This is a genomic window from Actinosynnema sp. NPDC053489, assembly GCF_044544865.1.
Classification (GTDB): domain Bacteria; phylum Actinomycetota; class Actinomycetes; order Mycobacteriales; family Pseudonocardiaceae; genus Actinosynnema.
Genome location: NZ_JBITXT010000001.1, coordinates 1 through 13947, shown reverse-complemented (window position 1 = coordinate 13947; position 13947 = coordinate 1). Strand labels below are relative to the sequence as shown.

The window sequence follows — 13947 nt, the reverse complement described above, 5'->3', positions numbered from 1 at the left end:
CGTCGTCACAGCTGGTAGTCCCGAGCCCGGGCGTCCTCGGCGACGGTGCTGCCGAGCACCGCGGCCAACGCGCCGACCGTCGGGTGGTCGAACAGGGTGCGGGGCGCGACGACGCGCCCGAAGTCCGCCCTGAGCCGCCCGGCGACCCGGATGGCGAGCACGGAATCGCCGCCGAGCGCGAAGAAGTCGTCGGCGCACCCGACGCGCTCCACCCCGAGCACCTCGCCGATCGCCCGGGCCACGGCCAGCTCGCCGGGCGTGGCGGGCGGGACGAACCGCGCCGCCGCCCCGGCGGTTCCGGACGGCGAACCGGCAGCCGGCGACCCCGCAGCCGGCGATCCAACAGTCGGTGAACCGGCAGCCGGCGACCCCGCGGCCGGTGAACCGGCGACCGTCCCGGGCGAACGACCGGCGTCCGGCGGCACCTCGTCCCTCTCAGGGGGCGGTCCGCCCGCCGGCAGCACGGGGTTCGTCGCCACCTCCGCCAGCAGGGCGGCGAACTCCTCGGCCAGGCCGGCGGCCGTGGCGGGGTCGAACAGGGCCGGGTCGTAGCCCAGCCGCACCGTGATCGGGTCGCTGTCGTGGACCACGAGGTGCAGCGGGTAGTTCGTGTTCTCCTCCGCCTCCACCTCCGCCGCCGCCAGGCCGTGGTCCAGCGGGTAGTTCTCCACCACCACGACGCTGTCGAACAGGTGCGTCCCGGTCCACCTCCGGATGTCGGTCAGCGCGGTGTGCTCGGGCGGGCGGCCCTCGGCCTGCACGCGGGCGAGCCAGGCGGGCACGTCGCCGGTCTCCACCCGCAGCCGCACCGGCACGGTGTTGACCAGCATCCCGACGACGGTGTCCGCGCCCGGCAGGTCCGGGGTCCGCCCCGACACCACCAACCCGAAGCACACGTCCCGCGTCCCGGCGCGCCGGGACAGCAGCAACGCCCACGTCCCCTGCACCACGGTCCCGAACGTCAACCGGTTGCGCCGGGCGAACGCCCGCACGGCCGCCGACCCCACCGACACCCGGTGCACCGCCGAGGAGCTCGACAGGTGCGCGCGGTCCGGCGGCCGGTCGTAGGGCAGCGGCGTCGGGCCGCGGAACCCCGACAGCGCCTCCCGCCACCGCCGCTCGCCCGGGTCCAGCGCCAGCACCCGCGCCACGTGGTCGCGGAACGGCCGCCGCGCCCGCGGCTCCCCCACCACCTCCGACAGCACCTGGAACGCGCTCCAGCCGTCCAGCAGCAGGTGGTGGAACGTCCACAAGAGACGGACACCGCGCCCGGCGGGCACGAGCGCCACCCGCAGCAACGGCCCCGCCAGGTCGAACCCGGCCGCGCGGTCCTCCGCCAGCAGCCGCCGCCACCGCTCGTCGTCGGCGCCGTCCCAGTCGTGCCGCGCGACCGGGACGTCGACCTCCCGCCACACCACCTGCACCGGTGACCGCACGCCCTCCCACACCACGGTGGTGCGCAGCGCCGGGATCGCGCCGACCACCCGCCGCCACGCCCGCTCCAGCCCGTCCGGGGAGGCGTCGGCCAGGGTCAGGTGCAGCTGCTCCACGTACGCGCCGGGCTGCGACAGGCTGTGGAACAACATGCCGCCCTGCACGGGCGTCAGCGGGTAGACGTCCTCCACCGACCGGCCGTCGCCCGCGATCCGGTCCAGCTCCTCCTGGTCCAACCCGGCCAGCGGGAAGTCCGACGGCGTCACACCGCCCGCGTCCGGTCCGGCGCAGTGCGCGGCGATCTCCCGCAACGCGGTGAGCACGTCCTCGGCGAGCCGCGTCACCACCGGCGTCGGGTGCGCGTCCGGGGCGTGCACCCACTCGACCTCCAGCTCGCCGGTCGCGGTGACGACCGCCGTGACGTCCAGGCGCGTCCCGGTGGTCGGCGGCTTGGCTAGGCGGATGCCGCCGGGCACGCGGGCGAACACGGCGTCGTAGCGGCCCAGGTAGTTCACCCGCGCCACCGGTCGGTGCGCGGGAGGGCGGGTCGTCGTCAGCCACCGCAGCGCGCCGTGGCTCAGCGCGTGCCGGTGCGCTTCGCGCAGCCGCTCCTTCACCTCCTTCACCGCCGCGCCCCAGTCGTCGGGCACCTCGGCGGTGAACGGGAACAGCGCGGTGAACCAGCCGACCGTGCGGGACAGGTCGACCCCGGCGAACAGGTCCTCCCGGCCGTGCCCCTCCAGCTCCAGCGGCACGCGCGCCTCCCCGCTCCACCGCGCGAGCACCCGGCCGACGGCGGCGACCAGGACGTCCTCGCCGCCGGCGCGGTAGGCCGCGGTGGCACCGCGCAGCAACGCGGCCGTCTCCGCGGCGGGCAGCCGCACGGTCACCACGTGCTCGGGCAGCTCGACCTCCGCGACGGGCGCCACCGGCCCCGCGGTACCCCAGTACGGCAGGTGGTCGGCGAACCCGCCCGCCTCGGCGTGCTCGCGCAACCGGTGCGCCCACTCGCGGAAGGAGGTGGTCTTCGGCCCGAGGTCGACCTCCCGGCCGGCGCGGGCCTGCCGGTAGCCGGTGGCCAGGTCCTCCAGCAGGATCCGCCAGGACACGCCGTCCACCACGAGGTGGTGCGCCGCCAGCACCAGCCGCCCCCCGGTCAGCGCGGCCCGGAACAGCGGCCCGGTGGCCGGCGGCATCCGGGTGACGTCGCCTGCGCCGAACACCTCGCCGGCCTCGTCCGGCACGTGCTGCACCCACTGCCCGTCCTCGTGCGCGAACCGGGCCCGCAGCACGTCGTGCTGCACGGGCAGCGCCTCCACGGCCGCGCGCAGGGCCGCCACGTCCACGTCGGGGTCCAGCTCGACCTCCACCCACTGGGCGAAGTGCTCCGGGTCCGGCGAGGTGGCCAGGAACCAGCGCTGGACCGGCGTCGCCGGCGCGGAGCCGGTCGCGGGCAGGGCGGGCGCGGTGCGCCCGGTGGTGGCGTGCGCGGCCACCCCGGCGAGCGTCTGGTGCAGGAACAGGTCCCGCGGGGTCACGGACACGCCCAGCTCACGGGCCCGCGACACGACCTGGATGCTGAGGATGGAGTCGCCGCCGAGGGCGAAGAAGTTGTCGGTCGCGCCGACCCGCTCGACCCCGAGCACCTCCGCCCACGCGCGGGCCAGCGCCTCCTCGCGCGGTCCGGTCGGCGGCACGTGGGCCTTGGTGGAGCGGGCGCGCGGCGGCGGCAGGGCCTTGCGGTCCACCTTGCCGCTGACCATGAGCGGCAGCGCGGGCAGCGGCACGAACACGGACGGCACGAGGTGGGCGGGCACCCGGTCGGCCAGGAACCGGCGCAGCTCGTCGGTGCCCGCGCCCGCGACGACGTAGGCGACGAGCTGGCGGTGCCCCGGGACGTGCTCGTGCGGCACGACGACGACTTCGGTGACGTCCGGGTGCTTGCGCAGCGCCGCCTCGACCTCGCCGGGCTCCACCCGGAACCCGCGGATCTTCACCTGGTCGTCGGAGCGGCCGAGGAACTCCAGCAGCCCGTCCGCGGTCCAGCGCGCCACGTCGCCGGTGCGGTAGAGGCGGTCGCCGTCGCCGAACGGGTTCGCGACGAAGCGCCACGCGGTGAGCCCGGGGTGGCCGAGGTAGCCGCGGGCCAGGCCCGTGCCGCCGATGTGCAGGTGGCCGGGCGTGCCCACCGGCACGGGGGCCAGGTCGTCGTCCAGCACGTAGCAGCGGGTGCCCGTGACGGGCCGCCCGATCGGCAGCGACGCCGCCGCGAGGTCCCGCGCCCGCACTTCGTGGGCGGAGGCGAACGTGGTGCCCTCGGTGGGCCCGTAGCCGTCCACGATCCGCAGGCCGGGCACGTGCCGCAGCACGGCGGCGCAGTGCTCGGGCGAGATCACGTCACCGCCGCTGCCGAGCTGCCGCAGCCCGGTGAACGCGCCGGGGTCGGCGGCGGCGACCTCGTGGAACAGGCCGGCGGTCAGCCACAGCACGGTGATCCCGTGCGCGGCGACGAACCCGCGCAGGTCGTCGGGCGACAGCAGGGTGCCCGACGAGACCGCCAGCCGCGCGCCGGACAGCAGCGCCGCCCAGATCTCGAACGTGGACGCGTCGAACGACAGCGTGGAGCACTGCGCCACCACGTCGTGCGGCCCGATCGGGAACGGGTCGCCCTCGGCGAGCCGGGCGACCGACCGGTGCTCCACCAGCACGCCCTTGGGGCGGCCGGTGGAGCCGGAGGTGAACATGACGTAGGCGGCGCTGCGCGGTCCGACGGCCACGTCCGGCGCGTGCTCGGCGCGGGACCGCGGCTCGTCCAGGTCGACGACCTCGACGGCGGGCAGCCGGTCGCGCAGGTGGGCGGGCGCGAGCACCAGGCCCGCCCCGGAGTCGGCGACCACGTCGGCGAGCCGGCCCGGCGGGTAGCCGGGGTCGAGCGGCACGAACGCCGCGCCCGCCTTGAGGATGCCCAGCAGCGCGACGACGGCGGGCAGGCCGCGCGGCGCGCACAGCCCGACCCGGTCCTCCGACCGCACGCCGCGGGCCAGCAGGACGTGGGCCAGGCCGTTGGCCTCGGCGTCCAGCTCGCGGTAGGTGAGCGACGCGCCGTCGCAGGTGACCGCGACCGCGTCGGGGCGCCGGGCGACGTGCTCGGCGAAGCGGGCGGTGATCGTGCGGTCCGGGCTCGGCGGGCCCGCCGCCCAGTCGCCGAGCACCAGCCCCGCCTCGTCGGGCGCGAGCAGCCGCAGCCCGGACAGCGGCCGGTCGGGGTCGGCGGCGACGTCCGCGAGCAGCACCAGGAAGCGGTCCAGGAGCCGGGCGACGGTGCCGTCGTCGAACAGGTCGGTGCGGTACTCGGCGGTCAGGCGCAGCCCGGTGGCGTCGCGGGCGAACTCCAGCGCGAGGTCGAACGCGGCGGCCCGGCGCGGCGGGTCGAACGCGGCCACGTCGAGGCCGGCGAGGACCGGCGGCTCGGCCGGCGCGTTCTGCAGCGCGACCACGACGTTCACCAGCGGGGAGCGACCGGCGTCGCGCTCGGGCCGCAGCAGCTCCACCAGGCGGTGGAACGGGACCTCGTCGTGGTCGAGCGCGTCGCGGACGTCCTCCTTGACCCGCTCCAGGTGGTGCGCGAAGGAGCCGCGGGGCTCGACCCGCGAGCGGATCACGACGGTGTTGACGAAGAAGCCGACCAGGCCCGCGAGGTCGGGGTGGTCGCGGCCGGCGGTGACCGTGCCGACGGCGACGTCGGTCTGCCCGCTCAGCCGGGCCAGGAACGCCTGCGCGGCGGCGACCAGCGTGGTGAACAGCGTCGCGCCGCGGGCGCGGCCGAGCTCGGCGAGCCCTTCGGCGACCTCGGGCGGCACGGTGCGGTGGTGGGTCGCGCCCGCCGTGCCGCGCACCGGCGGGTGGGGCCGGTCGGTGGGCAGGTCCAGCACCGCCATCCCGGCCAGCCGCCGCTCCCAGTGCGCGAGGTGCGCGTCCAGCACCGCCCCGGTCAGCCGGGCGCGTTGGCGGCGGGCGAAGTCGGTGTAGCGCAGCGGCAGCGGCGCGAGGTCGGGCTCCCGGCCGCGCACGGCGGCGGTGTAGCACCGGCCCAGCTCGTCGGCCAGCACGCCCATCGACCAGCCGTCGGTGACGATGTGGTGCAGGCACAGCACCAGCAGGTGGTCGGGCCCGTCCGCCAGCACGGCCGCGCGCAGCAGCGGCCCGGTGGCCAGGTCGAACGGGCGGGCGACGAAGTCGTCGAGGTCGGCCGCCGTGCCCGTGGTCGGCCGCACCTCCCGGGCCGGTCCGACGACCTGCGCGCCGCGGCCGTCGACGGTGTGGAAGGTGGTGCGCAGCTGCTCGTGCCGGGCGACCAGGCGGGTCAGCGCGGCGCTCAGGGCGTCGAGGTCGGGTTCGCCGCGCAGCCGGAACCCGGCCGTGGTGGTGTACTCGGCGCCACCGGGGGCGAACTGGTCGAGGAACCACAGGCGTTCCTGGGCGAGCGACAGCGGCGCGGTGGTGTCGTCGGCCGCGGTGGGCGGTGCCGGCGCGCCGCGGGTGCCGGACAGCTCCGCGGCCAGCGCCGCCACCGTGCGCAGCGCGAACACCCGCCGCGCGGGCAGGTCGCGGTCCAGCGCCGCCACCACCCGCATGGCGTGGATGGAGTCACCGCCCAGCGCCACGAAGTCGTCGTGCGCGCCGACCCGGTCGACGCCGAGCACGTCGCGCCACACGGCCGCCACCCGTTCCTCGTCGGGCGTGCGCGGGGGCGTGACCGGGCCGGTGGGTCGCGGGTCGGGCAGCGCGTGCCGGTCGAGCTTGCCGTTGGGCGTCAACGGGAGCGCGTCCAGCGGCACGACCAACGATGGCACGGCCTGCGCGGGCAGCAGCTCCGCCAGGAACGACCGCAGGTCGCCGGCCGGCCGGTCGGTCACCGCGTAGGCGACCAGCCGGGCGTCCCGCGCGACCACGGCCGCCGCCACCACGCCGGGGTGCCGCAGCAGGGTCGCCTCGACCTCGCCCGGGTCGACCCGCGCGCCGCGCACCTTCACGTGCCCGCCGGCCCGCCCGAGGTGGTCGAGCAGGCCGTCCGCGCGGCGGCGCACCAGGTCCCCGGTGCGGTACATGCGGCTGCCCGGCGGCCCGTGCGGGTCGGCGACGAAGGACGCGGCGGTCAGCCCCGGCCGGCCGAGGTAGCCGCGCGCGACGCCGGGGCCCGCCAGGTACAGCTCGCCCTCCCGGGCCGGGCGCAGGTCGTCGTCCAGCACGTGGGCGCGGGCGCCGGCGATCGGGAAGCCCAGGACGGCGCGGTCGACCTCCGTCACCGGGCAGAGCAGGCTCTCGACGGCGACCTCGGTGGTGCCGTAGGCGTTGTGGGCCGTGACGCCGGCGGCGACCAGGCTCGCGCACAGGTCGGGGTCGACCGGTTCGCCGCCGGTGACCACGATCCCCGGCCGCCGCGGGCCCGTGAGCAGCCCCGCCCGCAGCAGCTCGCGCAGCCGGGAGGGCGTCTCGTCCAGCACGTCGATCCCCGCGCGGACGACGTGGTCGACCAGGGTCCGGGCGTCGGCGAGCACGTCGTCCTCGATCACGTGCAGCTCGTGCCCGGCCAGCATCCACAGCACCGGCAGCCACATCGCGTCGAAGCCCAGCCCGGCGGTGTGGGCGACCCTGAGCGGCGTCGGCGAGGCGAACAGGCCGCCCGCGTGGTGGGCGTGCAGCGCGAGCAGGCCGCGGTGGGTGGCCAGGACGCCGTTCGGGCGGCCCGTCGAGCCGGACGTGTGCAGCACGTAGGCGAGGTGGTCGGGCGTGACGCGCGGCGGGTCGCCCGGCGCGTGGTCGTCCTCCACGAACACGGCCCGGGCGCGGGGCAGCCGGTGCGCCAGCGACCGGCGGGTGAGCAGGAGCGGCGATCCGGTGGCGGCGAGCAGCTCGGCCAGGCGGGCGTCGGGCAGGTCGGCGGCCAGCGGCACGACCGCGCCGCCCGCCCGCAGCACCGCCAGCAGCGCCACCACGGCGTCGGCCCCGCGTTCCAGGAGCAGCGCGACCGGGTCCTCCGGCCGCAGGCCGCGCGCGAGCAGCCCACCGGCCAGGCGGTCGACCCGCGCCCCGAGGTCGCGGTAGGTCAACCGGTGCGGCCCGCACACCACCGCCGTGCGGTCGGGGTCGGCGCGAACCCGTGCCGCGACGAGGTCGCCGACGTTCGCGGGTGACCAGTGCTCGACATCCATGCGTAATTCCACCAGTCGACCGGGGATATTGCCGTCGAACGCGGAACCGGGCCGTCGACGTTTCCAGCGGCGTCCCGCCCGGGCAACCGCCGATTGGCGGCATACCATTCGGGGAGCCGAAGCACCGGGTCGACTGCGAATTACCGAACGACTCTCCCGCGGGCTCGTCGGATCGTGTTACGTTGCCTGGGATTCACCGGAGGAGGTCACGTGGCCAGCGACTTCGGCGCGGATGACGACCAGGGCGCGATCGTCGAGCGGATCCGGGCATTCTTCACCTCGGCACTGCCGGAAAGCGCCCTGGAACCGGATGACGATTATTTCGCACTCGGTCTGGTGAACTCGCTGCTGGCTTTGGAACTGGTGACCCACGTGGAAAAGGCATTCGCGATCCGGGTGGACGTCGAAGACCTCGACCTGGACAACTTCCGGACCATGCGGCGAATAGCCGCGTTCGTCCGCGGCAAGCTCGCCGCGGCGCGGTGAGCCGTGGACCACGCGGCGTTCGCGGAGTCGGTGCGCGCGGAGGCGGACGCCTGGGACCGGTCCGGCGGGCTGCCCGCCGACGTCGTGCGGGCGGTCGCGGAGGCGGGTTTCCTGGCGGCGGACGTCCCCGTCCGGTACGGGGGGCGGGGCTGGTCGCCGACCGAGCTGGGGTCGCTGTGCGCGGACTTCGGCGCGGTGTGCAGCGCGTTGCGCGCCCTGGTGACCGTGCAGGGGATGGTGGCCGCCGCCGTGCTGCGGTGGGGTGACGACGACCAGCGGGCCCGCTGGCTGCCCGCGTTGACCTCCGGCGAGGTGGTGGCCGGGTTCGCCGCCACGGAGGCGGGCGCGGGCAGCGACCTGGCCGCGGTGGGCGCGACCTTCGACGGGCGGCGGCTGAGCGGGCGCAAGCTGTGGGTGACGTTCGGGGCGGTGGCCGACGTGTTCCTGGTCCTGGCCTCGCGGGGCGGGCGACCGGTGGCCGTGCTCGTGGAGGCCGGGCAGCCGGGCGTGGCGGTCGAGCCGGTCACCGGGCAGCTCGGGATGCGCGCGGCCCGGATCGCGCACGTCGGCTTCGCGGACGTGCCGGTGGCCGAGGTGCTGGCCCCGCCGGGGTTCGGCCTGTCGCACGTGGTCGGCACGGCGCTGGACCACGGCCGGTTCACCGTCGCGTGGGGGTGCGCCGGGATGGCCGGCGCCTGCCTCGACCACAGCGTCTCGCACGTCAGGTCGCGGGTGCAGGGCGGTGTGCCGCTGTCGTCGCACCAGGCCGTGCGGGCGGTGCTCGGGCGGTGCCTGGTGGAGGTGCGGTCCGCCCGGCGGCTGTGCGCCCACGCCGCGGCGCTGCGCGAGGAGGGCGACCCGGGCGCGCTGGCGGAGACGGTGCTGGCCAAGTACGCGGCGGCGCGGGCGGCGTCGGTCGTCGCCGAGCACGCCGTGCGGCTGCACGGCGCGGCGGGCATCGCGCCGGGCAGCGCCGTCGGCCGGTTCCACCGGGACGCGGCGGTCATGCGGATCATCGAGGGCTCCGACGAGGTGGCCGAGCAGCACCTCGGCGGCCACGCGCTGCGAGGTGGGTCGTGACGGTGGTGAAGTGCCTGGTCTGGGACCTGGACGACACGCTGTGGGACGGCGTCGTGCTCGAAGGCGACCGCCCGGTGCCGCGGCCGGAGGCGGTGGCGGCGCTGGAGGCGCTGGACGGGCGGGGCATCCTGCACGCCGTCGCGAGCCGCGGTGACCGCGGGGTCGCGCTGGCGCACCTGGCCGAGCTCGGCCTGGACCGGATGTTCTGCGCGCTGGAGGTGGGCTGGGGCGCGAAGTCCGAGTCGGTGCGGCGGATCGCCGCCGGGTTGAACATCGCGCTGGACGACGTCGCGTTCACCGACAACGACGCCGTGGAGCGGGCCGAGGTGGCGGCGGCGCTGCCCCGGGTGCGCTGCTACCCGGCGGAGCAGGTCGGGGCGCTGCCGTCGTTGCCGGAGTTCCAGCCGGGCGTGGTGACGCCCGAGGCGCGGCGGCGGCGCGAGTCGTACCTGACCGAGCGGCGGCGGGTCGAGGCCGAGGAGCGGTTCGACGGGTCCGCGGCGCGGTTCCTGGCGTCGCTGGACCTGGAGCTGACCGTGGCGACGGCGACCGAGGCGGACCTGGAGCGGGCGCGGGAGCTGACCGTGCGGACGCACCAGCTCAACACCACCGGGGTGACGTTCGACGTGGCGGAGCTGCGGGCGCTGTGCGCGTCGCCCGGGCACGAGGTGCTGGTGGCGCGGCTGCGGGACCGGTTCGGCGACTACGGGACGATCGGGCTCGCCGTGGTGGCGCACGAGGGCCGGGACGCGGTGCTGGAGCTGCTGCTGATGTCGTGCCGGGTGATGTCGCGCGGGGTCGGGGCGGTGCTGCTGGGCGACGTCGTGCGCGACGCCGTGGCGCGGGGCAGGCGGCCGGTGGCGCGGTTCGTCCGCACCCCGGTCAACAAGGTGATGCTCGTGACGCTGCGGTTCGCCGGGTTCGAGGTGGTGGAGCAGGACGGCGACCGGCTGCTCCTGGCCCGCCCCTCCCCCGAACCGCCCACGGCGCCCGGTCACGTGCGCGTGGTCGACGCGAGGCGGCGATGACCCGCGACCACGCCGGACCCCCGCGCCGCGTTCCCCGTCGGCGACCGGTCACCTGGAGGCGGAAGTGAAGGTCGGTGTGGTGGGTGCCGGGGTCATGGGCACCGGTGTGGCGCAGTGCTTCGCCGCGACCGGCCACGAGGTGGTCGTGGTCGAACCGGGGGCGGCGGCCCGGGCGGGCGGTCCGGACCGGCTCCGGGACGGGCTGCGGATGCAGGCGCTGCTGGGTGAGGCACCCGCCGACCCCGCCGCGGTGCCGGACCGCGTCCGGTGGACCGCGGACCTCGCCGAGGTGGCCGGGTGCGCGTTCGTCGTCGAGTGCGGTCCGGAGCGGGTCGCGGTGAAGGAGGCGATCTTCGCGGCACTGGGCGACCTCTGCCCGCCGGACGCCGTGCTGGCCTCCTGCACCTCGGCGATACCGGTCGCGGTGCTGGCCGCCGTGACCGCCCACCCGGAGCGCGTGCTGGCCACCCACTTCATGAACCCCGCCCCGGTGAAGGGCACCGTCGAGGTCGTCCGCGGCCCGAAGACGTCCGACGCGGCGCTGACGAGGACGACCGAGGTGCTGTCCGCCCTGGGCAAGACCACGATCGTCGTGGCCGACGCGCCCGGCTTCGTGACCAACCGCGTCCTCATGCTGACCATCAACGAGGCGGTGAAGGTGGTGGCCGAGGGGACCGCGCCCGCGGCGACCGTCGACCGGATCTTCCAGTCCTGCTTCGCCCACCCGATGGGCCCGCTGCGCACCGCCGACCTGATCGGCCTGGACACCATCCGGGACACGCTGCTGGTCCTGCGCGACCTGCTGGACGACCCGGCGTTCACCCCCAGCCCCCTGCTCGTGGAGCTGGTCGAGTCGGGTCGGTTGGGCCGCAAGTCGGGCCACGGCTTCCACACCTGGCGGTTGTGACCCCCGGCACGTGCCCACCGGCCCGCGCCCACCACCCCCGAGGAGCACCCTGATGAGCCGCGCACTGGCGGTGCTGGTCGCCGTCGTCCTCACCTCCCTGCCCACCACACCCGCGCACGCCTTCGGCCAGGCATTCTTCCCCACCCAGCACGCGGGCAACCGGGGCGTGGACGTGCTCGCCGCCCAGCACCTCCTCCAGCACCACGGCCGGCAGGTCGCCGTGGACGGCGTCTTCGGCACCGCCACCGACACGGCCGTGCGCGACTTCCAGCGGTCCGAGGGGCTGACCGCGGACGGCGTCGTGGGCCCCGACACGTGGGCTCGGCTCGTGGTGACCCTCCGGGAGGGCTCCAGCGGCCCGGCCGTGCGCTCCCTGCAGGCGCAGCTCAACGCCAAGCGCCGCACGTCCGCCGCCGTCACCGGCGCGTTCGACGCGGCGACGCGCGCTGCCGTGGTCGCGTTCCAGCAGCACGCGGGCATCACCGCCGACGGCATCGCCGGGCCGACGACGTGGCGCAACCTGCTCTGGCACTACGACTACCCCGACTTCGCCGCCGGGCTGTGCGACCAGGACCCGGACGGCAACGGCACCGCCGACTGGGGCACCGGCGCGGCGATCGGCCAGCTGGAGGCGGCGGCGCGGGCGTTCGCCGGCGCGGGTCGGGGTCGCGTCCCGCTCGGCGACGCCGGGTTCGAGCACGGCGGCGACATCCCCGGCCACGCGAGCCACGAGGACGGCCTCGACGTGGACCTCTGGCCGATCCGCACCGATGACGGCCAGTGCACGGCAGGCCGCATCACGTGGCAGTCGACGACCTACGACCGCGACGCGACCCGCCGATTGGTCCAGGCCATTCGTGCCGCCGCGCCGGGTCACGTGAAGCTCGTGTTCTTCAACGACCCCGTGCTCATCTCCGAGGGCCTGACCAGCCAGTACCCGAACCACGACAACCACCTGCACGTGCGCTACTGCGAGTACGCGCACCCCGACGACCTGTACGACTGCTGAATCGAGGCCGGCTCACCTGTTTGCCGTCGACGTGGTCAGGGCATTCGAGGGGTGTCCTGACCGGCGACCGGAGGTATGACGGTGTCACCCTCGGTAAGCGAAAACGTGCTGGCCGACCGCTACCAGCTGATCGAGCCGATCGGGATCGGGGGTATGGCCGAAGTCCACCGGGCGTGGGACACCGTGCTGCGGCGCCACGTCGCGATCAAGCTGTTCCAGCCGGGGTTCGACCCCGCCGCCGCCCAGCGGTTCGACAACGAGGTCCGCGTGCTGGCCGGGCTGTGCCACCCGGCGCTGGTCTCAGTCTACGACGCCGACACCACCGCGGCCACGCCGTTCGTGGTGCTGCGGCTGGTCGAGGGCCGGACGCTGCACGACCGCCTGCTCGACGGGCCGCTGCCGCCGCACGAGGTGCGCCGGCTCGGCGCCCGCCTCGCGGACGCGCTGGCCCACGTGCACGCGCACGGCCTCGTGCACCGGGACGTGAAGCCCGCCAACATCCTGCTCGACCACGACGGCGACGCCTACCTGGCCGACTTCGGCCTGGCGCACCTGACCGGCTCGACCCGGCTGACCCGCACGAACCAGCTCGTCGGCACGGCCGGCTACCTCGCGCCCGAGCAGGTGCTCGGCCAGGAGGTCGGCCACCCGACCGACGTCTACGCGCTGGGCCTGGTGCTGCTGGAGTGCGTGACCGGTCGGCGCGAGTACGAGGGCGGTGACGTGGAGGCCGCGGTCGCGCGCCTGCACCGCCCGCCCGCGATCCCCGACGACCTGGCCGCCGACGTGCGGCAACTGCTGGCGCGCATGACGTCGTCCGCCCCGGAGGACCGCCCGACCGCGCACGACTGCGCGCAGGTGCTGCTGGGTGACACCCCGCCGGTGTCCGCCCCGGTGTTCGGGCTCGACGCGGTCGCGGTGGGCTCGGACACCGAGGAGCTGCCGCGCACGGCGGCGCGCCCGCCGTGGAAGGCGCTGGTCGCCTCCGCGGGCGCGCTGGTCGGGGCGTTCACCATCACCCTGGCCCTGGCCTCGGGCGACCACCCGGCCACCTCCACGCCCGGTGGCGCCGCCACGCAGCAGCAGCAAGAGGCCGCGCCGGCGACGGAGGGCTCTCCGGAGGTGCAGCGCGAGCAGGCCGAGCCGAGGTTCATCCGCACCCCGCAGACCGGCAACGCCACCGCTCCGACGACCACGACCGGCGCGCCGACGTCCGCGGTCCAGGCCGGCCCGCCCGCCGCCGAGAAGACGGACGAACCGGTCGCCGACCCGGGCGTGCCCACCACCGAACCGGTCGTCACCACCACCACCGCCGCACCGACCTCCAACCCGCCCGCGACGTCGGAGAACCCGGAGCCGACGCAGCAGCCCTCGCAGCAGCCGGAGCCGTCGGCCGAGCCGACCGAGGGCAGCTCGATCGGCGACGGCGGGACGGGCGACGACAACTGATCGGCGGCGGCTGAGCGGTCGTCGACCGGTCGGCGACGGACACGGATCGACGGCGACGGACCGACGGTCTCACGGGTCCGGCCGGACGGCTTGGCACAGGCCCGCGACACGGCACCGCCCTGACGCTCTCGCGCCCTCCACACTTCCTGGAGGCTTTCACCCTCCACAAAGGACTGTCAGGTTCGGCTGCCCATTCCCGACTTGCTCAGACCCGGAGCCCGGAAGGCCACCGCTCGGAGGATCACTCAGTGCCTGTTTCCGAGCTTGAGGTGGTGAAGGCCCCTTTGGTGCGCAGACGGGGGAACTCCTGGTAGATCGGACGTTGTCGAAGCGCCGCTCTGC

At 76.0% G+C, this 13947-nt stretch carries 7 protein-coding genes; 6 read left to right on the top strand and 1 reads right to left on the bottom strand.

The window, feature by feature from the left end; all coding sequences use genetic code 11:
- Positions 1-5 precede the first annotated feature (5 nt).
- A complete protein-coding gene (locus tag ACIGNX_RS00035) occupies positions 6-7646 on the bottom strand; it encodes an amino acid adenylation domain-containing protein (protein WP_396534545.1) in 7641 nt (2546 codons plus the stop codon).
- Between the two features lie 210 nt (positions 7647-7856).
- On the opposite strand from ACIGNX_RS00035, the gene ACIGNX_RS00030 reads away from it, so the two are divergent.
- The 6 genes from ACIGNX_RS00030 to ACIGNX_RS00005 all read left to right on the top strand — a co-directional run bounded on the left by ACIGNX_RS00030 (position 7857) and on the right by ACIGNX_RS00005 (position 13605).
- On the top strand, positions 7857-8132 hold the full coding sequence (locus ACIGNX_RS00030) for an acyl carrier protein (RefSeq protein ID WP_396534543.1): 276 nt from the start codon (positions 7857-7859) through the stop codon (positions 8130-8132).
- 3 nt (positions 8133-8135) lie between these two features.
- Entirely contained in the window at positions 8136-9212 is a 1077-nt protein-coding gene (locus ACIGNX_RS00025) for an acyl-CoA dehydrogenase family protein (protein WP_396534541.1), read from the top strand.
- Positions 9209-10240, top strand: coding sequence for an HAD-IIIC family phosphatase (locus ACIGNX_RS00020; RefSeq protein ID WP_396534539.1), 1032 nt, complete (start codon positions 9209-9211; stop codon positions 10238-10240). Before ACIGNX_RS00025 ends, ACIGNX_RS00020 begins: the two co-directional genes overlap by 4 nt.
- 64 nt (positions 10241-10304) lie before the next feature.
- A complete protein-coding gene (locus ACIGNX_RS00015; RefSeq protein ID WP_396534537.1) occupies positions 10305-11147 on the top strand; it encodes a 3-hydroxyacyl-CoA dehydrogenase family protein in 843 nt (280 codons plus the stop codon).
- A gap of 52 nt (positions 11148-11199) precedes the next feature.
- Positions 11200-12156, top strand: coding sequence for a penicillin-insensitive murein endopeptidase (locus tag ACIGNX_RS00010; protein ID WP_396534535.1), 957 nt, complete (start codon positions 11200-11202; stop codon positions 12154-12156).
- Positions 12157-12237: 81 nt separating this feature from the next.
- A complete protein-coding gene (locus ACIGNX_RS00005) occupies positions 12238-13605 on the top strand; it encodes a serine/threonine-protein kinase (RefSeq protein WP_396534533.1) in 1368 nt (455 codons plus the stop codon).
- Positions 13606-13947 lie beyond the last annotated feature (342 nt).